Source organism: Micromonospora sp. NPDC057141, assembly GCF_042670805.1.
GTDB lineage: Bacteria > Actinomycetota > Actinomycetes > Mycobacteriales > Micromonosporaceae > Micromonospora.
Map to the genome: position 1 here is coordinate 1 of NZ_JBHUVA010000018.1, position 25,223 is coordinate 25,223.

Annotated in this window: 19 protein-coding genes; 9 read left to right on the forward strand and 10 right to left on the reverse strand. The window is 73.5% G+C overall.

The features are described from left to right. Positions 1–66: 66 nt before the first annotated feature. Positions 67–1,149, forward strand: a complete 1,083-nt coding sequence (locus tag ACFT41_RS12950; RefSeq protein ID WP_377580806.1) for a polyprenyl synthetase family protein — start codon at positions 67–69, stop codon at positions 1,147–1,149. A 174-nt stretch (positions 1,150–1,323) separates the two neighbouring features. Further along, positions 1,324–2,106 carry an IclR family transcriptional regulator gene (locus tag ACFT41_RS12955; protein ID WP_377580804.1) on the forward strand — a complete coding sequence of 261 codons (783 nt, stop codon included), beginning with the start codon at positions 1,324–1,326 and terminating at the stop codon, positions 2,104–2,106. A gap of 57 nt (positions 2,107–2,163) precedes the next feature. On the opposite strand, the gene ACFT41_RS12960 is transcribed toward ACFT41_RS12955, so the two are convergent. Further along, positions 2,164–4,290 carry a PhoX family protein gene (locus ACFT41_RS12960; protein WP_377580802.1) on the reverse strand — a complete coding sequence of 709 codons (2,127 nt, stop codon included), beginning with the start codon at positions 4,288–4,290 and terminating at the stop codon, positions 2,164–2,166. Between the two features lie 175 nt (positions 4,291–4,465). Here ACFT41_RS12960 and ACFT41_RS12965 point away from each other — a divergent pair, with 175 nt between their 5' ends. Both ACFT41_RS12965 and ACFT41_RS12970 read left to right on the forward strand, forming a co-directional pair. Further along, positions 4,466–5,083 carry a sigma-70 family RNA polymerase sigma factor gene (locus ACFT41_RS12965; RefSeq protein ID WP_377580800.1) on the forward strand — a complete coding sequence of 206 codons (618 nt, stop codon included), beginning with the start codon at positions 4,466–4,468 and terminating at the stop codon, positions 5,081–5,083. Next, positions 5,080–5,778, forward strand: coding sequence for an anti-sigma factor family protein (locus tag ACFT41_RS12970; protein WP_377580798.1), 699 nt, complete (start codon positions 5,080–5,082; stop codon positions 5,776–5,778). Before ACFT41_RS12965 ends, ACFT41_RS12970 begins: the two co-directional genes overlap by 4 nt. A 39-nt stretch (positions 5,779–5,817) precedes the next feature. Here the strand turns inward: ACFT41_RS12970 and rarD are convergent, their stop codons facing one another. The 4 genes from rarD to eccE all read right to left on the reverse strand — a co-directional run bounded on the left by rarD (position 5,818) and on the right by eccE (position 9,582). After that, positions 5,818–6,759: an EamA family transporter RarD gene (gene rarD, locus ACFT41_RS12975; RefSeq protein ID WP_377580796.1), complete on the reverse strand. Its 942-nt coding sequence runs from the start codon at positions 6,757–6,759 to the stop codon at positions 5,818–5,820. Then, positions 6,756–7,196 (reverse strand): GNAT family N-acetyltransferase, encoded by a 441-nt coding sequence (locus ACFT41_RS12980; RefSeq protein WP_377580794.1) that lies wholly within the window; start codon positions 7,194–7,196, stop codon positions 6,756–6,758. The genes rarD and ACFT41_RS12980 overlap by 4 nt, the downstream gene beginning before the upstream one ends. 84 nt (positions 7,197–7,280) lie before the next feature. Next, positions 7,281–7,667, reverse strand: a complete 387-nt coding sequence (locus ACFT41_RS12985) for a phage holin family protein (RefSeq protein ID WP_377580792.1) — start codon at positions 7,665–7,667, stop codon at positions 7,281–7,283. 79 nt (positions 7,668–7,746) lie between these two features. Then, positions 7,747–9,582 (reverse strand): type VII secretion protein EccE, encoded by a 1,836-nt coding sequence (gene eccE / locus ACFT41_RS12990; RefSeq protein WP_377580790.1) that lies wholly within the window; start codon positions 9,580–9,582, stop codon positions 7,747–7,749. A 284-nt stretch (positions 9,583–9,866) separates the two neighbouring features. Between eccE and ACFT41_RS12995 the strand changes: the two genes are divergently transcribed. Both ACFT41_RS12995 and ACFT41_RS13000 read left to right on the forward strand, forming a co-directional pair. Then, positions 9,867–10,184, forward strand: a complete 318-nt coding sequence (locus ACFT41_RS12995; protein WP_377581020.1) for a WXG100 family type VII secretion target — start codon at positions 9,867–9,869, stop codon at positions 10,182–10,184. Between the two features lie 25 nt (positions 10,185–10,209). Next, positions 10,210–10,503 (forward strand): WXG100 family type VII secretion target, encoded by a 294-nt coding sequence (locus tag ACFT41_RS13000; RefSeq protein WP_007074147.1) that lies wholly within the window; start codon positions 10,210–10,212, stop codon positions 10,501–10,503. 174 nt (positions 10,504–10,677) lie between these two features. On the opposite strand, the gene mycP is transcribed toward ACFT41_RS13000, so the two are convergent. Further along, complete coding sequence (mycP, locus tag ACFT41_RS13005) at positions 10,678–11,895, reverse strand: type VII secretion-associated serine protease mycosin (RefSeq protein ID WP_377580788.1); 1,218 nt, start codon at positions 11,893–11,895, stop codon at positions 10,678–10,680. A 150-nt stretch (positions 11,896–12,045) separates the two neighbouring features. Between mycP and ACFT41_RS13010 the strand changes: the two genes are divergently transcribed. Next, entirely contained in the window at positions 12,046–15,069 is a 3,024-nt protein-coding gene (locus ACFT41_RS13010) for an SseB family protein (RefSeq protein ID WP_377580786.1), read from the forward strand. Further along, positions 15,066–15,431, forward strand: coding sequence for a hypothetical protein (locus ACFT41_RS13015; RefSeq protein WP_377581017.1), 366 nt, complete (start codon positions 15,066–15,068; stop codon positions 15,429–15,431). Before ACFT41_RS13010 ends, ACFT41_RS13015 begins: the two co-directional genes overlap by 4 nt. Positions 15,432–15,494: 63 nt before the next feature. On the opposite strand, the gene ACFT41_RS13020 is transcribed toward ACFT41_RS13015, so the two are convergent. The 4 genes from ACFT41_RS13020 to acs form a co-directional block, all read right to left on the reverse strand. Next, positions 15,495–16,427 (reverse strand): alpha/beta fold hydrolase, encoded by a 933-nt coding sequence (locus tag ACFT41_RS13020; protein ID WP_377580784.1) that lies wholly within the window; start codon positions 16,425–16,427, stop codon positions 15,495–15,497. Positions 16,428–16,537: 110 nt separating this feature from the next. After that, positions 16,538–18,982, reverse strand: coding sequence for an immune inhibitor A domain-containing protein (locus ACFT41_RS13025; RefSeq protein ID WP_377581015.1), 2,445 nt, complete (start codon positions 18,980–18,982; stop codon positions 16,538–16,540). Positions 18,983–19,313: 331 nt separating this feature from the next. Continuing rightward, entirely contained in the window at positions 19,314–22,106 is a 2,793-nt protein-coding gene (locus ACFT41_RS13030) for an immune inhibitor A domain-containing protein (RefSeq protein ID WP_377580782.1), read from the reverse strand. 184 nt (positions 22,107–22,290) lie between these two features. Further along, positions 22,291–24,255 (reverse strand): acetate--CoA ligase, encoded by a 1,965-nt coding sequence (gene acs / locus ACFT41_RS13035; protein ID WP_377580780.1) that lies wholly within the window; start codon positions 24,253–24,255, stop codon positions 22,291–22,293. A gap of 213 nt (positions 24,256–24,468) precedes the next feature. On the opposite strand from acs, the gene ACFT41_RS13040 reads away from it, so the two are divergent. Further along, positions 24,469–25,215, forward strand: coding sequence for an oxidoreductase (locus ACFT41_RS13040; protein ID WP_377580778.1), 747 nt, complete (start codon positions 24,469–24,471; stop codon positions 25,213–25,215). The last annotated feature ends 8 nt before the right edge of the window (positions 25,216–25,223 follow it).

Genomic DNA, 25,223 nt, shown 5'->3' on the forward strand with positions numbered 1-25,223 from the left:
GGTACGCGACAGCGTGCCGGCCCCGTCGCCGCATCCCCGCCCCGGAGCAGGTCGAACGGGTGTGGCATGGTGGATAGCGTGGTGAATCCGGCTGGCGAGCGTTCAGGTGCCACCGGCTCCGCTCGGCGGGGTCGGGAGAGCACGGGTCAGTTCGGCGCGCTCGGCCTGCACCTGGCCGATGCCCGCGTCGAGGCGTCCGTGCTGGGCCTGTTGGAGTCCGTCGAGGCGGAGCTGCGGGCCACTGTCACCAGCGCCGACCCGCTGGTGACCGAGGCCTCCCGGCACCTCGTGGAGGCCGGCGGGAAGCGGTTCCGCCCGCTGCTGGTCGCGCTGGGTGCCCAGTTCGGCGATCCGGCCGACCCGCGGGTCGTCTCCGCCGCCGTCGTGATGGAGCTCACCCACCTGGCGACGCTCTACCACGACGACGTCATGGACGAGGCCGCCGTGCGGCGTGGTGCCCCGAGCGCCAACTCCCGCTGGACCAACTCGGTGGCGATCCTGGTCGGCGACTACCTCTTCGCCCGCGCCGCGGACCTCTCGGCCGACCTGGGCCCGGAGGCGGTGCGGTTGCAGGCGCGCACGTTCGCCCGGCTGGTGCACGGCCAGATCGCCGAGACGGTCGGCCCCCGGGAGGGGCAGGACCCGGTCGCCCACTACCTGGGCGTGATCGCCGAGAAGACCGGCTCGCTGATCGCCACCTCGGCCCGCTTCGGCGGCCTGTTCGCCGGGGCGTCCGCCGCGCACACCGAGGCCCTGGCGGGGTACGGCGAGACGATCGGCGTCGCCTTCCAGCTCTCCGACGACCTGCTCGACATCGCCAGCGAGTCGGTGCAGTCGGGCAAGACCCCCGGCACGGACCTGCGCGAGGGAGTGCCGACCCTGCCGGTGCTCTACGCACTCGCCTCGGACGACGCCGACGCCGCCTCGGTGCGGCTGCGGGAGATCCTGGCCACCGGCCCGCTCGTCGACGAGGACCTGCACGCCGAGGCGCTCGGCCTGCTCCGCGAGTCGCCGGCGCTCAAGCGTGCCCGGGAGACCGTCCGCAGCTACGCCGAGGACGCGCGGGGGCAGCTCGCCCTGCTGCCGGAGACCCCGTCCCGCCGGGCGCTGGAGTCCCTCTGCGACTACATCGCCGACCGCACCGGCTGACCACCGGCCCGTCCCGGGGCGGGCTCTGCGGCCTACGCGAGCCCGCCTCGGACAACTCACCGTGTCGTTCGACGCACTGACCGTTTAGGATGATCTGGCAGCGTCGACCCGAACAGGCATTTCGCCGGACGCCTGGATTTCATATGGTGTAAGTCCCCGGCGGCGGAGGTGGTTGTGCGCGACCCCTTGGCGGAACCTTCGGATCTCATCCGAAGTGTGTCCCGCGCGCTACGCGTGCTCGAATCGGTCGGTCGCGCCCCGAAGGGGCTGACCGTCAAGCAGATCGCGCGGCGCTGCGAGCTGACCGTGGCCACCACCTACCATCTGGTCCGCACGCTGGCCTACGAGGGCTACGTGATCCGCCGGGAGGACGGCACGTACATCGTGGGGCTGGAGATCGCCGACCGCTACCGCGAGCTGGTCACCGCGTTCCGCGGGCCCGCGGCGGTCGGCGAGTGCCTGCGCCGCGCCGCCCTGGACACCGGCTACAGCCACTACCTGGGGCGCTTCGTCGGCGGCCAGGTGGCCGTCACCGCCGTGGCCGAGGGGCACCGCTCCCCGCACCTGGAGGACATGGTCCCCGGGTTCGACGAGGGGGCGCACGCGACCGCGCTCGGCAAGGCCCTGCTGGCCACCCTCACCGCCGAGCAGCGCTTCCGCTACCTGCGGGAATACGGCATGCGCCCGTTCACCAACGCCACCCTCACCAGCCCCGAGGCGTTCGAGGCGGACGTGGCGGCCGGCGACCGCCGGGGCATGCAGCTCGAGCTCGGGCAGTTCCGGCAGGGGGTGGCGTGCGCCGCCGTGCTGGTCGTCCCCGACAAGGACATGGAACGGCGGATGGTGCTGGCCTGCGCGCTGCCGGCCAGCGAGATGATGACCTCCGCCCGGGTGGTCCGGGCCAAGCTGCTCACCGCCGCCCGGGCCATCGCCGACGCCGCAGCCGCCGAGAGCTGAGACGGGGACGGGCCCCCTCCCTGGTGGGGAGAGGGCCCGCCGCGACGCCCAGCGGACTCAGCTGCCGATCGGGCCGCCGTCCAACCGCCAGGTGACCACCACGCCGGGCTTGGCGTAGTCGCCGTCCGGCCAGGTCGAGGCCGGGTTCTCCACGGTCGCCCCGGTGATCTCACCCGGGTGCTGCACCGCCACGAACACCGAGCGGTTGTCGCCGGTGATGAACGGGCCGCAGGTCTCCGCGCCCAGCGGCACCGTCATGAACTGCTTCAGGTGCCCCCGCTCCGGGCCCTCGACGGCGGTGGCGAACAGGCCGTCATTGCTGCCCAGCGCGTTGCCGTCGGTGGAGATCCAGAGGTTGCCGGTGGCGTCGAAGGCGACGTTGTCCGGGCAGGAGATCGGGGAGACCTTCGCCTTGTCGTACCCGGCGAAGTGGGTCGACGGGTCGGTCGGGTCACCGCAGACGATCGGCAGCGACCAGGCGAACGTCTCGGCGGCGTTGTCGTTGCCGTCCTCGACCAGCTCCAGGACCTGGCCGTGCTTGTTGAGGTTGCGCGGGTTGGCCTCGTCGGCCGGGGCCTTGCCCGCCTTGCCGCGGTCGGTGTTGTTGGTCAGCGCCACGTACACCTTGCCGGTCAGCAGGCTCGCCTCGACGTCCTCCGGGCGGTCCATCTTGGTCGCGCCGACCTTGTCGCCGGCGAGCCGGGTGAAGGTGAGCACGTCCGTGGCGGTCATCCCGTCGACGTACGAGCGGTTGCCGCTGACCAGCTTGATCCAGCGACCCCGGCCGTTGAACGCCCCGTCGGCGGGGAGCTTGCCGGAGCCGTCGATCTCGGCCGCCGAGTTGCCCTCGAGCTGCGCCACATACAGGGTGCCCGACTCCAGCAGGGTCAGGTTGTTCTTGCGGGCCACCCACGAGTCGCCGGCCATGAACTTCTTGTCCGAGACGAACTTGTAGAGGTAGTCGAACCGCTCGTCGTCGCCCATGTACGCCACGACCTGGCGGCTGCGGGCGACGATGACGTTCGCGCCCTCGTGCTTGAACCGGCCCAGCGCCGTGTGCTTGCGCGGCCGGCTCTCCGGGTCGAACGGGTCGATCTCGACGATCCACCCGAAACGGTGCGCCTCGTTCGGGTTCTTCGCCAGGTCGAAGCGCTCGTCGGCGCGGTCCCACTTGCGGTTGCCGCTCGGGTACCGCTCGGTGGTGTTGATGCCGTACCGGGCCAGCTTCGGCTTCAGCTCCTCCGGTGCGGCGTCGCCGCCGACGAAGTACTGGTTGAAGTTCTCCTCGCCGGAGAGCACCGTGCCCCACGGGGTGACGCCGCCGGCGCAGTTGTTCAGCGTGCCGACCACCGTCCGGCCCTTCGGGTCGGCGGCGGTACGCAGCCACGCCGAGCCGGCGGCCGGGCCGGTCAGCTCGAACTTCGTGGCCAGCGCGGTGACCCGCCGGTTGTACGGCCGCCGGCCGCCCTCGACCGGCCGCCACTGTCCCGTGCCGTCGACCCGCTCCAGCTCGACCACGGACATGCCGTGCGCCGCCATGGCGATCTTCACCTGCTCGACGGTGAGCGCGTCGAGGCTGGTGAAGCCGGGGAACATCAGGTCCTCGTTGGTGTACTCGTGGTTGACCACGAGCAGCGCCCGGCGGCCCCGCTTGTCCAGCGGCAGCACGCCGACGAAGTCGTTGTTGTAGCCGAACTGCCTGGCCTGCTTCGCGGCGGTCTGCGCGTGCAGGTCGAACTCCGGCGCGCCCGGCACGACCGGGTCGCCCCAGCGGATCACCACACTGTGGTCGTACCCGTTGGGCACGACCAGGGTGTCGAGCTTGTTCGGCGGGATCGGCCGGAAGGTCAGCGCGCCGTTGCCCACGCCGCCGGAGGGGCGGCCGAACCCGGCGGCCACCGGCACGACCGGGGCGGCCGGCGCGGCGGACGCGGCGCCGGCGCCGGCCAGCGCCCCGGCGGCCGCGCCGCCGAAGCCGAGGACGAGCGCCCCGACCGCGCCGGCCCGGACCACGCCGCGCCGGGACACCTCGGCGTCCACGATGTCGCCGAGGTACGGGTTGGCGGAGGTGTTGGGCACCGGGTGGTCACAGGCGTTGCCGCACCGGTAGAGACAGGTCATGGCGTCACGGCTGCCGTGGCGGGTGGCGCCAAGCAGGGGGAGCAGCCGGGGTCGGTCGCTCATCGGGAGGTGCCTCCAAGGAAGTCGGTGCACGCCGGGGTCGACCCTCCGACGTGCGTACCCGGCGGACGCTAGGAGGGCGTGGTGAGCGCGGGTCGGCCCGAACATGAACCGGGTGTGAACACCTGTGCCGGCACCGCCTCGCCGACCTGCGGATGACCTCCCCGCCGACCTGCGGATGAACCGTTCGGCGGCACCGTACGTACTGTCGGGCGAACGCACCGCTGGACGCGTTCGACAGCGGGAGCCGCTGGACTCCGGCGACAGCGAGGAGGTCGTCATCAGCGACCACGACGCCCAACTGCTGCGCGCGCTGCATGACGAGCATGCCGACGCGCTCTACGCGCACGCCCTGCGGCTGGTCAACGGCGACCGTACCCGGGCCGAGGACCTGGTGCAGGAGACGCTGCTGCGGGCCTGGCGGCACCCGGAGTCACTCGACCCGACGCGCGGATCGGTGCGGGCGTGGCTGTTCACCACCGCCCGGAACCTGGCCATCGACGCGTGGCGGCGGCGCTCCACACGGGTCGGCGAGATCTACACCGACGAACTGCCGGAACCCCCGGAGACGATCGACGAGGCGGAGCGCGCGGTGGAGGCGTGGACGGTCGCCGAGGCGCTGAACCGGCTCAGCCCGACCCACCGCGAGGTGCTGATCGAGTGCTTCTACCAGGGGCGTTCGGTGGCCGAGGCGGCGGTCCGGCTGGGCGTACCGCCGGGCACGGTCAAGTCCCGCACCCACTACGCGCTGCGCTCACTGCGGTTGGCGCTGGCCGAGATGGGGGTGACGGGGTGACCCGCTGCGAGTTCGCGCACGACGACGGGGCGTACGTGCTGGGCGCGCTCGCCCCCGCCGACCGGGCCGCCTACGAGCGGCACCTCGGCGGCTGCGCCTCCTGCCGGGACGCGGTGGCCGAGATCGCCGTGCTGCCCGGCCTGCTCGGCCGGCTCGACCCGGCCGGGCTGGAGCAGTTCCTGGAGCCGCCCGCCGAGATATCCCGGGTGCCCACGCTGCTCGACGCCGCCCGGCGCCGCCGGCGCCGCGAGCGGTCGGCCGCCCGCCGACGGTACGGCCTGACCGCGCTGGCCGCCGCCGTACTGGCGCTGCTCGCCGGCTTCGGCGCGGCCACCCTCCGGCCGCCCGTCGAGGTCACGCCTACGCCCACCCCGCAGGTCGCGCTGGCGGCCATGAGGCCGATCGCCGGCACGGTACCGGTGCACGCCGAGGTGGGGCTGACCGGCACGCCGTGGGGCACCGAGGTCACCATGCGCTGCGGGTACGACCGGCGGGCCGGGCACCGCGAGGCGTACACCTTCCGGCTGGTGGCGCACGGCCCGGACGGCGCGACGGAGCAGATCGGCTCCTGGCTTGCCGCCCCCGGCGACGAGCTGAAGCTGACCGCCACCACCCACTTCACCGACGGCGAGCTGGTCCGCCTGGAGCTGTTGAGGGCCGACGGCACCCCGGTCCTCGCCTACGACGCCCGCTAGCCTCCGCGATCTTGCAGTTGCGGCCCCAGCGAACGGGGATCAATGCCGTGAAACGGGGGCCGTAACTGCAAGATCGGCGGGAGGTTCGGGGGGCGCGGGGGCGTGGGGGTGGTGGGGGTGGTGGAGGGCGTCGGCGGTGAAAGTTAGCAGGGCCAGCCAGACCAGGGCGAAGCCGGCGAGCCGGGCCGGGGGCATCGGCTCGTGGAAGATCAGCACCCCGCAGCCGAGCTGGAGGATCGGGGCGAGGTACTGGAGCATGCCCAGCGCTGTCAGCGGCAGCCGGTTCGCGGCACCGGCGAAGAGCAGCAGCGGGATCGCCGTGGCCGCGCCGGCCAACACCAGCAGCGCGGTGTGCCCGGCCGAGACGTGGCCGAAGGTCAGGCCGCCGGCGGCGGCGAGCCAGCCGAGGTAGCCGAGGGCGGGCAGGGCGAGCATCGCCGACTCCACGAACAGCCCTTCCGCCGCCGGCAGCCCGAGCCGCTTCTTCACCAGCCCGTACGCGGCGAAGCTGACGGCCAGGGTGAGCGCGAGCCAGGGCAGCCGGCCGTGGTCGACGGTGAGCACGGCCACCGCCGCCGTGCCGATGCCCAGCGCCAGCCACTGCCCGGGGCGCAGCCGCTCCCGCAGCACGGTCACCCCGAGCAGCACCGACACCAGCGGGGTGATGAAGTAGCCGAGGGCGGTCTCCACCACCCGTGCGGAGTTCACGCCGTAGATGTAGGTGCCCCAGTTGACCGCGATGAGCGCGGCGGCCACGGCGACGCCGGCCAGCGTCCGGGGCCGGCGCGCCAGCGCACGCAGGAAGCCCACGTTGCGCAGCGCGGCGAGCAGCAGCGCGACGAAGAGCACCGACCAGACGATCCGGAGCGCCAGGATCTCCAGCGGGCCGGTCGGCCGCAGCGCCCTGAGGTAGAGCGGGAAGAAGCCCCAGAGCAGGTACGCGCCGAGGCCGTAGAGGTAGCCGAGGCGGAGCGGGCTCACCCCTGCCCCCGCCCGTCGTACTCCATCCAGCGGCCGGGGTCGACCGGGGCGAAGCCGACCTTCGCGTATACCCCGTGCGCGTCGAAGGTGGCCAGCACGATCCGGCGTACGCCCAGCGTGGCCAGGTGGTCGCGGACCGCACCGGCCAGCCAGGTGCCCAGCCCGCGTCCCCGGGCCGACCGGTCCACGTAGACGTCGCAGAGCCAGGCGAACGTCGCGCCGTCGGTCACCACCCGGGCCACCGCCACCTGCCGGCCGTCACCGGGGCGGTAGACGCCGTACGGCAGCGAGCCGGCGAACGCCCGCCCGAAGGTCTCCCGGTCCCGCCCCAGCGCCCAGTACGCGTCGGTGGAGAGCCAGTGGTGCACGAGGTCGAGGTCGAGCCGGGCCGGATCGGTGCTGAGCTGGTGGCCGTCGTCGCGGGTCATGGTGAACACCCTGCGACGCTAGCGCGCCCGCCCCGTGACGCGCGCCGTGTCTCCGCCCACCCCGCGCCGATCGCCGATCGCAGCGGGGCGGTCTCAGTCGCGGTCGAGGACCGCGCCGAGCAGCCAGGTCACGACGCCGACGAACAGGGCGCCGAGCACCGCCTCCGGCCAGAAGCCGTCCACGTGGAACGGCAGCCCGGCCTCGCCCGCGATCCAGCTCGTCAGCAGGAAGAGCAGGCCGTTGACCACGAGCGCGATCAGCCCCAGGGTCAGCAGGTAGAAACCGCAACCGACGGTCTTGACGATCGGCTGGAGCACGGCGTTGACGACCCCGAAGATGACCGCGACGAGGAGCAGCGCGGTGACCGCCTCGGTGGCCGAACCCGTGTCGAGCGTGATGCCCGGGATGAGCAGGGTGGCCAGCCAGAAGGCCACCGCCGTGCTGCCCAGCCGGATCAGAAGACCCTTCAGGAAACCCATGGTCACGGATCGTGCCACGGACCCGCCACCGGCGGAACCCGCCGACCGGCCCGGTGCCGTCAGCCCCGGCCCGGCTGCGTCAACCCCGACCAGGGCGGCCGATCAGCTGCGACTCGATGGGGGTCGGCGACAGCAGCGCCCAACGCAGCGCCCGGCGGTTCACCACCGCCACCATGTCCTCCCGGATGCGGGTCAGCCACTCGGCCGAGCCGCCGAGGCCGAGCGCGACCCCGGCCAACGCGGCCTCGGCGGGACGCAACGGTTGCAGCACGACCAGGTCGGCCCGGCCCAACTGGTCGACGTCGGACGCGGTGAGGCCGTCCCGGACCACCAGGGTGGACCGCCAGGCCGGCCCGGGATCGGCGTCGGCCGGCACCGGGCCCGCGTCCACCACCAGCAGCAGCGGACGCAGCGGCGAACCGGCCGCTCCACCCACCGCGCGGCCCGGCGGCAGCACCGGAATCGGCCCGTCGGGCGTGGCGACGCCCCGGACGAAGGGCTCCCAGGCCCGGGGCCGGGTCGTCTGGACCGCCACCCGGGCGCCCAGCGCCAGCGCCCGCAGGGCCAGCAGTTGGGCGGCGCGCACCCCGCCGACCAGCATCAACCGGGTGCCCTCCGGCCGGAACAGCCGGATCGTCACCGCCGCCCCGCGCCGGTTCGCGCCGACCATCAGCCCCGCGTCACCGACCGGCAGCTCCAGCTCGTCGAGGACCGCCGGGTCGGCCGTCGCGCCGGGGACGGCGAGGGCGAGGGGCAGCGTGCCCGCCAACGCGGGAAGCTGCTGGCCGTCGAGCCGGTCGAGCTCCGCGCCGGCGCCGTCGGCCAGTCGCCGCAACGCCTGCGCCGCCGCCGCCAGCTCGGCCGGGGTCCAGGCGGCCAGTCGTACGGTCAGCTCGGCCGGCACGGTCACGCCGCCGGCACCGGCGCGTGGCCCCACGCAGAGCGAGACCGTGGTCGCGGCGGCCGGCAGGGTGAGCAGTCGGGGCACCAGCCGCCGCCCCGCGTCGGTCCCCGGGTCCGGCCCGCGCCGCACCCGGAAGGTGGTCTGGAACAGCGCCCCGGTCCGCACGGTCGGCCAGGCTTCCAGCACCGGCCCGCCGCCGTCGTGGTGGGCCAGTTCGGTGAGTACGCGTGGCGCGGCGTGCTCGCCCAGCGGACGGGCGGTCACGGGCCCCAGCCGGCGCACGATCCGCCGGACCACCCCCGAGAGGGCGACCCGCAGGTCCTCGTCGGTCCACCCGTCCACCCGCAGGACCCGCACCGCCAGCAGCACCGAGTCGCGCCCGGCCAGCTGCCCGTCGGTGAGCTGCCGGTACGACGTCGCCACCGTGCTCCCCCCGGCCGTGGCGGCCGGCGCGGGAGAGCCGCTGATCAGCAGCTGGAGCCGGACCGGGGGCAGCTCCGGGGAGACCGGGGGCAGCAGCGTCGACGGCGCGGGCAGCGCCCGGGGCCCGTCGCCGAGCAGGTCGCCCGGGTCGCCGACCTCCAGCACGGCGGTCAGGCCCTCGGCGTCGTCGACCACCGCCGCCGGGCCGCCGGCCAGCTCCGCCGCGCGGATCACCGCACCGGGATCGAGCAGCCCCAGCAGCGCGCCCGGGTCGGTGGTCGACGTCAGGGCGCGCCGGCGGGACAGGTGGCCGCCGGCGACGCCGAGCCAGGAGAACAACCAGCGCCCCCGCACCCGCACCCAGGTGCCGGCCAGCAGCGGCGCGGCCACCGCGACGGCGGCCACGGTCACGGCCGCGCCGCGGCCGATCCCGGCGGCGACCAGTGCCACCGCCGCCTGCGTGGCAACCACCTGACCGACCCGTACCCCGGCCGACCCCCAGGCGGTGGTGGTGGTGGGGATCCACTGTGGTGGCAGCGGCTGTCGGTGCGCCGGCCGGGCCGGGGCCGTGGTCGTGTCGGCCGTCACCGCGCCTCCTCAACGCTCGCCCGGGAACGCCGCCGTGGCCCGGGGTGTGGCTGCGGTCGGTTCCGCAGCGTCATCGTATGGTTCCACCCCGACATCGTGGGAACCGCGGTTGTCCACAGGGGAACAGGGCGGGGTAGCAGAACCGCCATTGGGCCGCTACCGTCAGCGACGAGTTGGCCGACCTCCTCCCGCCCCGGCGCTGCCGCCGGGACAGGCGGGCGGCGCGTCCGCCGCGGGCGCGTCCGACGGCCAGCCACGATCGAGGAGACGAGGTGACGTCCGGAGTGTCCCAGACCCAGGCAGAAGCCGCGGTGATGCAGCAGACCGCCGCGAAGTTCGAGCAGGTGGACCAGTCCCTGCAGTCCATGCTGACCAGCCTGCTGGCCGAGCTGGAGGTGTTGCAGCAGGCCTGGCGGGGTGCCGGCGGGCGCTCGTTCGAGCAGGTGAAGCGGCAGTGGTCGCAGGACCAGGCGGCATTGCAGCGGGCGCTGCGGGAGACCGCCACCGCCATCCGCACCACCGGCCAGCAGTACGACGTGTCCGACAACGAGGCCGCCAGCCGGGTCGCCGGCACCAACCGCGGCATCCAGCTGCCGCTGTAGCACCTCCCGGAAAGGGGATCATCCGATGGACCATGGGGTTCTGGTCGTCAACTTCGCCGCGTTGCAGCAGGCGGGCGCCGACATCCAGCGGGCGTTGAACACGCTGGACAGCCAGCTCGGCCAGCTCGAACGCGACGCCGCCCCGCTGGTGGCGAGCTGGGACGGCGAGGCCCGGCAGGCGTACGAGCAGCGGCAGGCCCGGTGGCGCTCCGCCTCGCAGGACCTCCAGGCGATGCTGCGCGACATCAAGCTGGCGGTCGACGACTCCGCGTCCGACTACCTCGACACCGAGAAGCGGAACGTCAACCTGTTCCAGTGAGCGGCCACCGCCTGTTCCGGTGAGCCAGGCACGGCGGCGTCGGGCGGCAACGCCGGGCGCCGCCGCCGGGGTGCGCGCGTGCACGCTGAGCGCGCCTTCGCGAAATGGCTGAGCGGCAGCGCCCGCGAACGGTGCGCCCGTGCACGCTGAGCGCGCCTTGGGCGGCGCAGGTGGTCAGGCCGCCGGGCGCCAGCGGCGGCGACCGCCTCGGGGCAGCACCACCGCCAGCAGCACGGCGCTCGCCACTGCCGCCCCGGCGACGGCTGCGACGACCACCGCCCGGTCCCGGGCCGCCGCCCGACGGGCCTGGCGGGCGACCAGCGCCGGGTCGACCTCGCCCGCCGCGAGGGCCACGGCTCGGCGAGCCGGTCCCACCGGGCCCGCCCCGGTCTCGGTGACCGCCCGGTACGGGTTGAGCACGCCCGCGCCGTACCCGCCGCCGGAGCCGTTCCCGGGCGCGGGGTCGACCGTGGCGAGGATCTGCCGCGTCACCTGCGCAGCCGTCAACTCCGGCCGATACTGCCGGACGAGGGCGGCGGTGGCCGCCACGAACGGGGCCGCGTAGCTGGTGCCCTCGGCTTGGCGGTGGCCCTGCCCGGGGGTGGCCATCAGCACCTCGCCGCCCGGGGCGACCAGGTCGACGTACGGGCCGGTCTGGGAGAAATCGGCCCGCCGGCCGTCGGAGCCGATCGCACCCACCCCCAGCACCCCGTCGTACGCGGCCGGGTACGGCCGCGGATCGCCGCTGTCGTGCAGGTTGCCGGCGGCGGCCACCACGACCACGTCCCGCTCGACCGCGTAGCCGACCGCCGACCGGACGGCCGGGTTGTCGGTGTACAGCACGACGGAGAGGTTCAGCACGTCGGCCTCGTGGTCGACCGCCCAGCGGATCGCCCGGGCGAAGTCGACGGCGCTGACCGTACGCCCCGACTCGCGCCCCTCGACCACCTGCTGTTCGCTGACGCGTACCGGCAGGATGCGGGCGCCCGGCGCGAGCCCCTGGAACGCGACGCCGGGGCGGGGCTCGGCCGCGATGATGCTCGCCACACCGGTGCCGTGCCCGGCGCAGTCGCTGCTGCCGTCGCCGCCCGGGTCGAGGAAGTCGGTCCCGGCGCTGACCCGCCCGACCAGCTGCGGGTGCCGGCGGTCCACGCCCGAGTCGATCACTCCGACGGTGACGCCGGCCCCGCTGGCCAGCGCGGCGAGCCGCTGCGGGGCGTACCGCTGCTGCGGCCACGGGGTGGCCGCGACCGGTCGGGCCGGGGCCGGCGGGGCGGCGCAGCCGGGGTCCGCGCGATGCGCGCCGGCCGCCTGCGCCGGGGTGGCGGGAAGCACGGTCAGCAGGGCCGCGGCCGCTGCGGCGAGGGCCGGACGCGCGGTGGGCCGGGGCATCGTGCCTCCGTATCGTGTCGGCTTCGAAACCGGATGTTATCCGCTTCCGGATTGTCCGGCGGGGCGTCCCCGGCCAGCCATTGTGATCTTGTTACCACCTTGTAGGTTGTACGCGATGCCTATGGCCTGGTGGCGGGAGGAGAGGTGGCCGTGACCGACTGGGAGCCGGCTACCGAGGCCGAAGCGGCGATGCGGGACGCCCTCCGTGCCAACGACCAGGAGCTCTACTTCCGGATCCTGGCCCGCAGCGACCTGCTGCTGCCGGTCTCCGCAGAGGCGCTGGCCGGGCAGGTCCCGATGGGGTGGGGCACCTGGACCACCGGCGGCCGGACGCACGTGCTGGCCTTCACCTCGCCCGCCGCGCTGCGGGCCTGCCTCGGCGGCAGCCCCGCGCCCAGCCGCCGCAGCGCGTACGCCGACCTCGCCGGCGACTGGCCCAACCACGAATGGTGGCTGGCGGTCAACCCGGGGCTGCCGATCGAGGGCTACCTGCCCGCCTGGTTCGTCTCCCAGCTCTCCAGGGGCGATGTGCGGCTGCCGGGCCGCACCCTCGGCGCCCGCGCCCGCCTGGACCGCGTCGAGTCCGCCGCGAAGGCCCGGGCCACCGCGGTGGTCCCCGGCCGGGACGGGCCGGTGTCGCCCGCGCCCGGCCCGGTGACCGTGGGCCCGCTGCCGGGCACCCCGACCACCGGGCCCGCCGACGCCGGTACGCCCACCACCCGGCTCACCGCGTCGCCGACGGCCCCGCCCCGGCCGCCGGGGGCCGACGAGCCCTCGGCCCTGCCGCACCCGGACGGACCGGCAGGTGGTCGCGCCCGCGACGCCGGTGCCGCCCCCGCCGCCCCCGCCCCCGTCGGTGCGACCGACGGCGAGTCGACGCCGGGCGGCTCGGCGTGGCTGAACGTCCCCCGGCGGAGGCCGCCCGTGGAAGCCCCGCCGGGCGAGGCGGCGGCGATCGGCAACACCCCATCCGCCGCCCCGCCGGGGCCGCCCCCCCAGCCCACCTCCTTCTTCGAGCCGGCGTCCGGTCGCAGCCGCGCGGCCCGGGTGCTCGGCGAACCCCGCCGCCCCGCCGAGCGGCCGGCCCCGCAGACCCGGGGCTTCGCCGGCGGTGGCCAGCCCTTCCCCCGGCGGCGTCCCGCGACGGACCCGCTCGCCGAGCAGCCGACCCAGGCCTTCCGTCCCGCCCCCGCCCCGGCCCCCGCCCCGGAGCCGCCGACGGTGCCGGTCACGCCGGCCGGGGCGGCGCCGGCCGAGGCGCACGGCTCCGCCTCGGCCCACGACGAGCCGACCCGTCTCCTGCGTCCCGGCGGCGTCGTGCCGCCCGTCGTGCTGCCCCGGACGGTGCCGGCGGAGGAGCCGACCAGGGCCTTCCGGGCCGTGCCGCCCGGCGACGAGCCGACCCGTCCCTTCGCGGCGGCCGGCGGTGCGACGGCTGGACTCTTCGGCCAGGCAGGTGGCGTGGGCGCGGACGAGCCGACCCGTCCCTTCGGCACGGCCGGTGCCGGGGTGGCGGAGGGACTGCCGCGTCGGGGCTCCGGGCCGGGGACCGAGCAGGCGTTTCCGCGTCCCCGGCCCGGGGTGGCCGACGAGGAGCCCACCCGGATCCTGCCGGAGCGTCCCGACCCCGCATCGGTCGAGGAACTGGTCGAGGAGTTGCCCGTCTCGATCGCCGAGCCGGTCTCCGGGCCGCCCGCCCCCCGCCAGTCCTTCTCGCCGATCGTCATCGAGGGCACGATCATCGAGGCGCGGGATCTACCCGCCTCGGAACCGGCAACCCCGCCGGATCCGGTCATTCCGCCGGCTCCGCCGGTTCCGCCGCACCCGGTCACTCCGCCGCACCCGGTCACTCCGGCGGACGCGACGGTTCGGCCGGACGCGACGGTTCCAGTGGACGCGACGGTCTCACTGGACCCGATCGTTACGCCCGGGCCGGTCCCCGACCCGGTCGGGGTCGACCCGTCCGCCGCCGGGCCCGCCGACCCGGTGACCGTGCCCATCACCCTGGCCGGCTCCGCAGCCCCCGCCCCGCCCGTCGGCACCGCCGACCCGGAGGCGACGGTGTCCCTGTTCACCCCGTCGACGCGGCCCGCGACCGACCCGTCGGCCGGCGGCGCCGTCGTCGATGCGGATCCGGGGCAGGCGCCGGAGCCGGGCCTGGCGCTGGAGCAGGCCCCGGATCCGGCCGCGTCGCCCGCCCCGGAGTTCCAGCCGGCCAACGATGTCGAGGAGGACCTGCTCGCCGCCGCCGGCACCGGCAGCACCGACACCTTCCTCTCCACCTTGCTGCTGGCCCGGGTGCTGCTTCCGACGGCGCCGGACTCGGCCGACGGCAGCCGGCCCGGCGAGCCGGGCTTCGTCTGGCGGACCGAGCGGCTGGACGGCGAGCGGTACGTGGTGGTCTACACCTCCCCGGAGCGGATGGCCGACCACGTCGAGGATGCGGTGGAGACCGTGTCGGTCAAGTTCGCCCAGCTGATCCGCCGCTGGCCGGACGACGCCTGGTCGTTCGCGGTGAACCCGAACACCCCGGTGGGCGCGAAACTGCCCGGGGAGCAGATCGTCGCGCTGGCGAACTGGGCCGCCGACGTGGGGCTCGGCGACGACGTCGAGAGCGAGCCGGAGCCGCGGCCGGCGACCGGCGTGTCGACCGGCGCGTCCCGACAGGTCCCGCCGCCGGTCGACCCGAACCGGCCGGTGGTGATGCAGAAGGCGGTCGCCCCCAGCCAGCTCTCCTACTACCTGGAGCGCGGCTACGACCGGGTCTCCGGCTTCGTGCACCGGGCCAGCGAACTGGCCCACCTGAACACCCCGGCCCAGCTGCACGACGCGCTCGGCCTGGGCCACCCGGGCTCGCCGTTCGCGCGGGACGCGGAGGAGATCTACGTCCTGCGCTGGCCCGCGCACCGGCCGAGCCTCTACCGCATCCCGTACGGCGGGCAGAACGAGGGTGCCATGCGGGCCATGGAGGGGTGGGTGATCGAGCGTCCGCCGTTCCGGGGCAACGGCTTCGCGCCGGGGGACAGCAGCGACGTGGTGGCCGAGTTCAAGGTGGACAGCGCCCGACTGCCGCACGGCGCGCAGCTGTGGCGGATCGGCGCGGGCGGCACCGAACGGGTGGTCGCGACCCTGGACACGGACGCGCTGCTGTGGCGTCGGGTCGGTGACGGCTGATGCGCGACGGCTACGTGGCCCGTTGGCAGGGCCGGGAATACCAGGCCAGCCCCGACGGCGACGACGTGCGGCTCTACCAGCCCGAGCCCGGCGACGGGTTCGAGGAGATCCGCCCCGGCCGCTACGTCCGGGTGCTGCCGGCGGCTGAGGTGGAGGAGTTGGCGTACGTGCGGACCACCTGCACGTGGCAGGGCCAGCCGTTCATCGTCCTCGCCGAGCACGACGGCTGGCTACGGGTCGAGTACACGGGTGGCCGGTGGCCGGTGGCGCAGGCGATGGGGCTCGAGGTCTTCGACTTCGGGGTCTACCAGGGCTGGGCCCCGGCCGGCGCGGTCGCCGACCTGCGCGAACAGCGGCTCTGACCCGTCCGGCGGCCGGCGCCGGGCACCCGTCCGGCGGCCGGCGCCGTGGGCCGGCCGCAACTGTCAGGACTTCGCCCAGCGCAGAATCTCGCCGAGCACCACGTCCCGCGCCTCGACGTGCGGGAAGTGCCCCACGCCGTCCAGCAGCCGCCACTCGTAGGGGGCCGTCACGTACCGGCCGGAGCCCTGGGCGGTGCGCGGCAGGGACGCGACGTCCAACGCCCCGTGCAGTTGGAGCGTCGGGGTGACCAGGGGCTTCTGCATCAGCCGCACGAACCGGTAGCCGTGCAGCCGCAGCACCGAGCGGAACGCCCAGCGGTAGCCCTCCAGGGCGCAGAATGCGGCCTGCGGGATCCGCATCGCCTCCCGGCAGCGCCGGGCGTACGCGTCGAAGTCGGGGCCGCCGACCCACCGGGGGCCGCCCCAGCGACGCAGCATCTCCTCGACGGCCGCCGCGTCGTCGCGGGTGAGCACGTGCTCGTACCGGGGAAGCTGGAACTTCAGGGCCGGTGTGGCGGCGGCGAACTGGCCCCGCGGGTCGGCGAAGATCGCGGCCCGTAGCCGCAGGGGGTGGGGCGCGCCGAGCACGACGAGCCGACGGACCAGTGACGGGTGGAACGAGGCGGCGGTCCAGCCGATCAGGCCGCCGGCCCCGGCGCCGACCACGGTGGCGGAGCGTTCACCGAGGCCCCGGACCAGGCCGGCGACGTCGGCGGCGAGGGTGTAGCCGTCGTACCCCCGGGGTGGCTTGTCGCTGGCCCCGTAGCCGCGCAGGTCGACCGCGACGGCCCGGAACCCGGCGTCGGCGACGGCCGGCAGCACGTCGTGCCAGGCCCACCAGTGCTCGGGGAAGCCGTGCAGGAGGAGCACCATCGGGCCGGTGCCGGCCTCGACGACGTGGAAGCGGCTGCCGTTGGCCCCGACGAACCGGTGCGCCCACGGCCCCTCGGTCAGGACGCAGGACTCGTCGACGGCCCCGCCACGCTGCTCGGTCATGGCCCCAGCCTAGGACCCCGGAACACCAGGGTAGAAAGGGCGACGCCCGGGCAGGTGACCTGCCCGGGCATCGCGGTGGAGCGGTCGATCAGCGCAAGCCGATCGGTGGATCAGGAGAAGCGGACCTTGATCGAGGTGCCACTCTGCGACAACACCTTGATCTTGGTGCCGGTGGCCGGGACCTTGACACCGTGGTTCGGCAGCTCCGGGTACCAGTACTGCTTGGTGTCGTCGAACAGCGGCTGCGCGGCCTGACCCCGGACGTACTGGGCCTGGCCGTTGATGTGCAGCGTGAACGAGTCCGCCTTCTTGGTGCTGAACGGCGCGTCGTACACCTGGACCCGGGCCCGCCAGGGGTTGCCGGTCAGGTTGTAGAGAGGCTGCGGACGCGAGTCGATGATCAGGTTGCGACCCTCGCCCGGGTGGGCGAACGTGTCGTTGTCCGGGAACCGCAGGTTCCAGTACGAGATCAGCAGGCCCTCCTGGTACGCGTAGTGGTCCACGTAGTCCGGGCGGGTGTTGCCGTAGCCGAAGTAGTACGGGCCGGTCTTGAGGTACTGGTCGTACGAGACGTACGACCGGTGGCCGGCGATGTAGTAGTTGTCGAAGAGCCGGGTGTAGGACTCCTCGACGATGCTCCAGCCCTTGGCCGCCCAGTCGCCGGTGCCGCTCTCGGCGCCGTCGCTGGCCAGCGTCTGGCCGTCGGCGGTCACGGTGATGTTGTCGCCGAAGAAGCCGCCCTCGGCCACGCCACCGTCGGTGACGTAGTGGAAGCGGAACTGGATGCTCTTGCCGGTGAGGGCGTCGAGCGGGATGTTGATGTCGGTCCACTCGCCGCCGCTGCTGCCGCTGAGCCCCGGCGTCGGGTCGGTGTTGGACACCGGCGGGACCGGCTTGCCGTCGACGGTGCCGGGCAGCGCGTCCCAGCTGGCCCCGCCGTCGGCCGACGCCTCGAAGAAGAGGTAGTCGTATCCGGACTCGATGTCGAACCGGCCCTTGAGCGACAGCGCCGCCGACGTCTTCCCGGTCAGGTCGATCGCCCTGGTCAGGGTGTTGTCCAGGTCGTCGTCGTTGCCGGAGAAGAACTGCTTGCCGCCCTCGAACGGCGCGCCGTAGTCGAAGGTGTACTCCCGCTGCGGGAGGACCACCACGGCGGCCTGTGCCTTGGCCGTGTTGTATTCCTGCGGGCCGAGCTCCAGGGTCTTCTTCTGGCCGGCCTTGACCACCTCGTAGTCGAGCCAGCCGAGCTGGAGCTTGTTCCAGGCGCCGAGGTCGCCGCCGCGCTCGCCGATGCCGCCGTCGTTCTTGGCGCCGAGCCGGCTCTGGGCCATCAGGGTCCAGTGCTCGTTGTTGTTGTCGCCACCACTCTGGACGTTGTAGTCGTCCGGCAGGCCGAGGTCGTGGCCGTACTCGTGGTAGAAGACGCTCCGGCCGCCGTTCTCCGGCTGGATCGTGTAGTCGCGGATCCAGACGCCGGTGTTGCCGATCTGGGTGCCGCCGATCGGGAAGTTCGCCGGGCCGGTGCGCGAGGTGTTGTACGCCGACCAGCGGTGGCTCCAGATGGCGTCCTCACCCTGGTACGGGTCGCCGTCGGCCTGGTCGCCGCCGGAGTGGACGATCTGGAAGTGGTCGATGTAGCCGTCGGACTCGTTGAAGTCGCCGTCGCCGTCGTAGTCGAACCGGTCCCACTGGTCGTAGGACTGCATGTCGGCCTTGATCTGGGCGTCGGTGCGGCCCTTGGCCTTCTGGTCGGCGACCCACTGGTTGGCGGCGTCGCGGACCAGGTCCCAGGTGCTCTGGCACACGTTGGACGCGCAGACCGCCGGGTCGTTGGCCGGGTTGTCGGTGTCCTCGTCCGCGATCGGGTCGTTGGAGCGGCCGTAGCGGGCAGCGTTGTACTTGACCTTCACCCAGTCGCTGACCTGGCCGTCGACGCTGTAGCGCCCGGACGACTGGGCCTCGTAGTACTGCTTGAGCGACTCGTCGCCCTGCCCGGTGCCGAAGTACAGCTTGCGGAAGTAGTCCGCGCTGTAGTCAGCCTGCCACACGGTCGAGTTGTCCACGGCCCGGTTCGGGGCGGGGATCTCGTTGTGCAGCGGCCCGTCGAACCGGGACGGCCCGGCGACGGCCGGGTTCATGTCCTTGTCCGGGTAGGCGGGGTCCCGCTCGTCGCCGAACTCGGCGAGGATCACGAAGATCTTGTCGGTGCGCTCCCGGGCCAGCTCGACGTACTGGTCCTTCTGGCCCTTCTTGGCGCTGCGCGCGCCGGCCGCGGACGCCGCGCCGCCGGCGGTCTCGCCGACCTTGACGACGGTGCTGCCGTTGATCTTCTGGGCCTTGGCCCGGCCGGAGAGGACCTCGCTGAGGCCCTCCTGACGAAGCGCGCGGCGCTTGTCCTCGAACTTGTCCGGCAGATCGTGATCCGCTGGGGCCTTCTCGGCGGCCGACGGGGCGGCCGACGGGGCGGCCGCCGGGAGCTTCGCGGTCGTCGCCGCGTTGGCGGTCGTGGCGACCACCAGACCCGTCGCCGTCAACGAAAGCCCGAGCAGACCCACTGCGACTTTCCGCACGTGGTACCTCCGGTGTGAGGGAACCGGCCCAACGGGGGTAGGGGCCGGTGAGTCGTCCCGACTGTGGGACCAATGGTGAACATAGAGTCTCCCGGGACAGCTGGGAAGATGCATGCGTCGATTTGTTACAAACTTTTGTTGAGAACGCTTTTCACCGTCACACTGAGCGCCCCCGTCGGCCGGCTGAGCAGCGGGGACGCCCCACGGCGAATTGCAGAGACGAGATTCGATGGGCGCAGTCCGACAAATACGGAAGGGCCGGTGGCGTCGTCGCCACCGGCCCTTCGCTGATCTTCCGATCAGTTGCCGCCCATCGTCAGGGGGTCGCCGCGGTCACCTTCACCGTGGCGATGGAGTTGTCCCACGTGGCCCGCTTCACCGTCAGCGAGACCCCGTAGCCCACACCCGCGTCACCGGGGTTGCCGGTGCCCAGGACGATCGCCCCGCCACCCAGGGTGACCCCGTAGAACGAGGGCGCCGGGGTGCCGTCCGGGTTGACCACCCGGGTGGTGTACTGCGCGTTGCCGCGCGACGGCAGCACCACGGAGGCGTCGTTGTCCCGGGCGTACGGCGAGCCGTCCCGCATCTCGATGCCCGGGTACCAGCCCTTGGCGTCGGTGAACTGCGGCACCGCCGGCTGCGCCGGGAAGCTCGTGCAGTACTCGCTGTACGGCTCGTCCGCCGCCTCCAGGCACTCCTTGAAGGAGTACGTCTTCTTCAGCCCGAACGCCGCGTTCGACGACTGGGGCCGGCTGGGCAGGTTGTCCAGCACCGACGGGTCCTTCTCGGCCGCCGTGCCCTGCCGCCGGTACGGGTCGAAGTGCGAGTCGACGATCAGCAGGCCACCCTTGGCGCCGTAGCTCGGCAGGGCGGTCAGCTGGCCGGTGACGTGGTTGACGTCGCCCAGCGCCGTGTCGCGGTACCAGACCAGCATGCCCGGGGCGTTGTACGAGATCCGGTCGACCTTCCACGCCTCGTGCGAGTACACCGTGTCGTACGCGTACTTCAGGCCCTTGTCGAAGCCGTCGAAGTTGCGCCACTCGGCCAGGTAGTAGTGCGCCCGGACCTCGGTGCCGGAGTTGGCCTTCCAGCCCCCGCCGGTGGTGTCGGCGAAGCTGCCGCCGGTGGCGGTCCAGCCGTTCGCGCCGCCCTCGACGTCGTCGCTCCAGGTGGTGGCGCCGCCGCCGGTGACCGAGAAGTCGTCGGCGAACCAGCCGCGCTCCAGGAACGCCTCGTCGGTGGCCTGCCGCAGCCGCAGCTGCACGGTCTGCCCCGCGTACGCCGACAGGTCGACGTAGTCGTGCCGCCAGCCGCCGGTGGCGCCGGTCAGGCCGTACTTCTTGCCGCCGAAGTCCGCCATCCGGCCGTTCGGGTCGGCGTAGTTGTCCGGCGTGGTGACCACGGTGCCCGAGGAGTCGTAGACCTTCTGCTCGGACCAGGTGGCCCCGCCGTCGGTGGAGAGCTCGACGAAACCGTAGTCCCAGTCCTCCTCGATGACGTAGTCGTTCCACATCCAGAACTTCGCGTCGGCGGCCGACGGGACGCTCACCTCGCGGCTCAGCTTGACGTCCGCCCAGTTCTGGTCGGCGCCGCTGTGCCACATGTTCGCCCCGCTGTGCGGGGTGGCCAGGGTGATCACCTTGTCCGGCAGGTCGACCTTGATGCCGTCGGCGGTGCCGACCGGCGTGCGGGAGGACTGCCCGAGCCGGATGGTGCGCGGGTCGGAGCCGGGGGCGATCGTCACCGGGTCGGCCCAGCCGAGCACCCACTTGTCCCAGATGCCCATGTGGGTGGGCAGCGCCTGGAAGATCTCGCCGCTGTGCGAGCCGGAGGACATCAGGTCCCAGAAGTCCACGTCGGAGTCGGCGTTGCCGGACGTGTCGTAGAGGTCCGGCAGGCCGAGGTCGTGGCCGTACTCGTGCGCGAAGACGCCGACGCCGGCGTCCTCCGGCTGCACGATGTAGTTCGACACCCTCAGCTGCGTGCCGGGGATGGTGTAGCCGCCCGGAACGGTCGAGGAGTGCGCCCAGACCGCGTACACGCCCTCGGCACCGCCGCCGCGGGACTTGCCCTGGCCGGCGTGCACCAGCACCAGGTGGTCGATCACGCCGTCGGGCTCGAAGAGGTTGCCGTCGCCGTCGCGGTCGCTCTGGTCCTCGATGTCGTAGTCGGCCCACGGGAAGCTCGGGTCCATGGCGGCCAGCGTGTCGATCGCGTCCGTGGCGAGCCGGCCCGCCCCGGCCGGGTTGTCCGGGTGGCCGTTCATGGCCTGCTCACGCCCGGCGACCCAGTCGCCGTTCTCGTCCTGGAAGCAGCGCGACGCCGCGTACCAGCCCTCCGAGTGCGGCACCGTGATCCACGGGCTGGCCTGCCCGTCGACCGTGTACGCGCCCTTGGACATCTCCAGGTACATGTTGTGCATGGTCCGGCCGGCGAGGCTGATGCCCTTCTTGCCGTCCGGGCCCTTCAGGTCCTTGCGGACCCGCTCGGTGATGCCCTTCTTCGTGTAGAGCATCTTGTTGTAGTGGGACGGCGAGAAGTCCGGCACCCACATCGAGTTGTTGTCCTCGTGCGGCAGGCTCGCCGGGTCCGGGATGTTGTTGTGCCTGGGCCCGTTCTGCACCGTGCCGGGGACGCACGTCCGGTCCTCGAAGACCGTGTTCGGCACCATCGTGCCGGTGAAGTCGTCGTTGGCCTGGTCGTTGAACTCCACCAGCAGCGTGAGCAGCTTCGCCGTCTGGGTGCTCGGGGCCTGCTTGATCCGCCGGGGGCTCTTCCCGGAACGGATCGACTGGGCCTCCAGCTTCGCCAGCTGCTTCGCGGTCGTCGGGTTGCCGCCGGCGTACTTGCGGTCGTACGCCCGGGCCTCGTCCGCCGCCGTGGTGTACACGCCGTCGGCGCCCTTGACCTCCTTGCCGGCGGTGTCCGGCTGCACCTCGGGCTCGGCGTAGTTGATGTAGTGCTCGTCCGCCCCGATCGTGGCGAAGGCCGGGCCGGACGTCTCGGCCGACGCGGTCCCCGTCACGGTCAGTGACGAGGCCGCGAGGGCGATGGCGGGCAGCGCGACGAGTAGGCGTCGGCGTGACCGTCGTTGCGGAATCATGTGCATGCCGCTCCGTTTCTCGGGCATGGGCGAGGAGCCGGCCGGCGCATGGCAGAGACGCCCGTCGAACCGACCGGTGCGGCTGAACCTAAAGGAGAAAGAACCCTTCCGACAGAGGGCGGCGTCCCCTGTGTCCGTTCAGCCGGTACCCCTCAACCGACCGACCGAGATCCCACCGTCACGCCTGCGGTCAGTCCTCGTCGGACTTGCCGCCGCCCATCCCCGAGGAGATCAGCTCCATCACCGAGGAGTCCTGGAGGGTCGTGACGTCGCCCAGCGACCGGTTCTCCGCGACGTCCCGCAGCAGCCGGCGCATGATCTTGCCGGAGCGGGTCTTCGGCAGCTCCGGCACCAGCATGATCTGCCGCGGCTTGGCGATCGGGCCGAGCGTCCGCGCCACGTGGTTGCGCAGGTCGGAGATCAGCTTCTCGCCCGCCTCGCCCGCCGTGTCGACCGAGCCGCGCGGGATGGCGAACGCCACGATCGCCTGCCCCGTCGTCGGGTCGGTCGCCCCCACCACCGCCGCCTCCGCCACCGACGGATGCGACACCAGCGCCGACTCCACCTCCGTGGTGGAGATGTTGTGGCCCGACACCAGCATCACGTCGTCGACCCGGCCCAGCAGCCAGATGTGCCCGTCGTCGTCCTTCTTCGCCCCGTCCCCGGCGAAGTACATGCCCTCGAACCGGGACCAGTACGTCTCGACGAACCGGTTGTCGTCGCCCCAGATCGTGCGCAGCATCGACGGCCACGGCTCGCGCAGCACCAGGTAGCCGCCGCCGCCGTTCGGCACCGACTGGCCCTGGTCGTCCACCACGTCGGCCACCACGCCCGGCAGCGGGGTCATCGCCGAACCCGGCTTGGTCGCCGTGACGCCCGGCAGCGGCGAGATCATGATCGCGCCCGTCTCGGTCTGCCACCAGGTGTCCACGATCGGCAGCTCGCCCCGGCCGACGTGCTGCCTGTACCACATCCACGCCTCGGGGTTGATCGGCTCGCCGACGCTGCCCAGCAACCGCAGCGACGACAGGTCGTGCCCGGCGGGGATGTCGTCGCCCCACTTCATCATCGTCCGGATCAGCGTCGGGGCGGTGTAAAGGATGCTCACCCCGTACCTGTCGACGATCTCCCAGAACCGGCCCTTGTGCGGGGTGTCCGGGGTGCCCTCGTACATGACCTGGGTGGCGCCGTTGGCCAGCGGCCCGTACACGATGTAGGAGTGCCCCGTCACCCAGCCGATGTCGGCGGTGCACCAGTAGACGTCCGTCTCCGGCTTCAGGTCGAACACCGCGTGCGCCGTGTACGCCGCCTGGGTCAGGTAGCCGCCCGTGGTGTGCAGGATGCCCTTCGGCCGGGCCGTCGTGCCCGAGGTGTACAGGATGAACAGCGGGTGCTCGGCGTCGAACGGCTGCGCGGCGTGCTCGGCCGACGCGGTCTCCACCGTCTCGTGCCACCAGTGGTCCCGCTCCGACCAGGCGACCTCCTCACCGGTGCGGCGGACCACCAGCACGTGCTCCACCGACGGGCACTTCGCCACCGCCTCGTCCACGGTCGGCTTCAACGCCGACGGCTTGCCCCGGCGGTACCCGCCGTCGGCGGTGATCACCACCTTGGCCGTGGCGTCCTGGATGCGGTTGCTCAACGAGTCAGCGGAGAAGCCGCCGAAGACCACGCTGTGGGTCGCGCCGATCCGCGCGCAGGCCAGCATCGCCACCGCAGCCTCCGGCACCATCGGCAGGTAGATCGCCACCCGGTCGCCGGCCACCACGCCCAGCTCGGTCAGCGCGTTCGCCGCCTGGCAGGTCATCCGGTGCAGGTCGGCGTACGTGATGGTGCGGGTGTCGCCCGGCTCGCCCTCCCAGTGGATGGCCACCCGGTCGCCGTTGCCCGCCTCCACGTGCCGGTCCAGGCAGTTGTACGCCACGTTCAGCCGGCCGCCGACGAACCACTTCGCGAACGGCGGGTTCGACCAGTCGAGCACCTGGTCCCACTGCTGCGCCCAGGCCAGCCGCCCGGCCTGCCGCTCCCAGAAGGCCAGCCGGTCGGCGGCGGCCTCGGCGTACGCGTCGGCGGTCACGTTGGCGTTCGCGGCGAGCGCGGCCGGCGGCGGAAACTGCCGCGTCTCGTTCAGCAAGTTGGCCAGTGCCTCGCTCATGCCGTGACTCCCTCGTCGCTCGCGTGACCTGCGTCTCCTACCCCCGCAGAGGTTAGCCGGGCCGACCGGAGCCCGCGACAGCTCCCGGAGACCGCGCGCGCCCAGCGGCCCCCACCACGCGCCGAGCTGTAAGGAAGGGCCCCTTGTTGACGCCTACGGTAGAGAAGGGTCCCCTTCTCACCGCCCGTCCCCCGGGATCGCTAGCGTGGCGGCGTGACCGCTGATCCGCTCGCGCCGCTGCTCGCGCTCGCCGACATCGCCCCCGCCGTCGAGCGGGCCCGCGACCGCGTCGACCAGGCGATGCGGCACCGCGCGCTGCGCCGGCACGGCGGCCAGGTCGCGGCCGAGGTCAGCCTCCGGTCCGCCGTGGCCAGCGCCGCCCTGGAGGGGTACGCCCACGACCGCGAGTCCGTCCGGGCCGGCACTGTCACCGACCCGGTGAGCCAGGGGGCGCTGCGGGTCGCCGGGGCGCTGCCCGGCCTGGCCGAGCGCTGGCCGAAGTCGCCCCGGCAGGTCCTCGCCCGGCTGCACGTGCTCGCCGCCCGGGACGCCGTACCCGAAAATGAGCTGGGGCGGCCGGTGGCCGACCCGGTGGTCGGCGCCCGGCTCGACGGCCTGGCCGGGCTGGTCGCCGGCGGCACCACCGCGCCCCCGCTCGTGCTCGCCGCCGTCGTGCACGGCGAGCTGCTCAACCTGCGCCCGTTCGCCGGGCCGTCCGGGCTCGTCGCCCGGGGTGCCGCCCGGCTCGTCCTGATGTCCACCGGTTTCGACCCCCGGGGGCTCGTCGGCGTCGACGTCGGCCACCGCGAGCGGGAACCCGAGTACGTCGGCGCGGCCGGGGCGTTCGCCACCGGCACCCCCGACGGGCTGCGCTCCTGGCTGCGGCACTACCTGGCGGCCGTCGAGCTCGGTGCCGACCAGCTTACCGCCGTCGGCGACGAGATCCTCGCCGCCGCCTGAACCGCCTT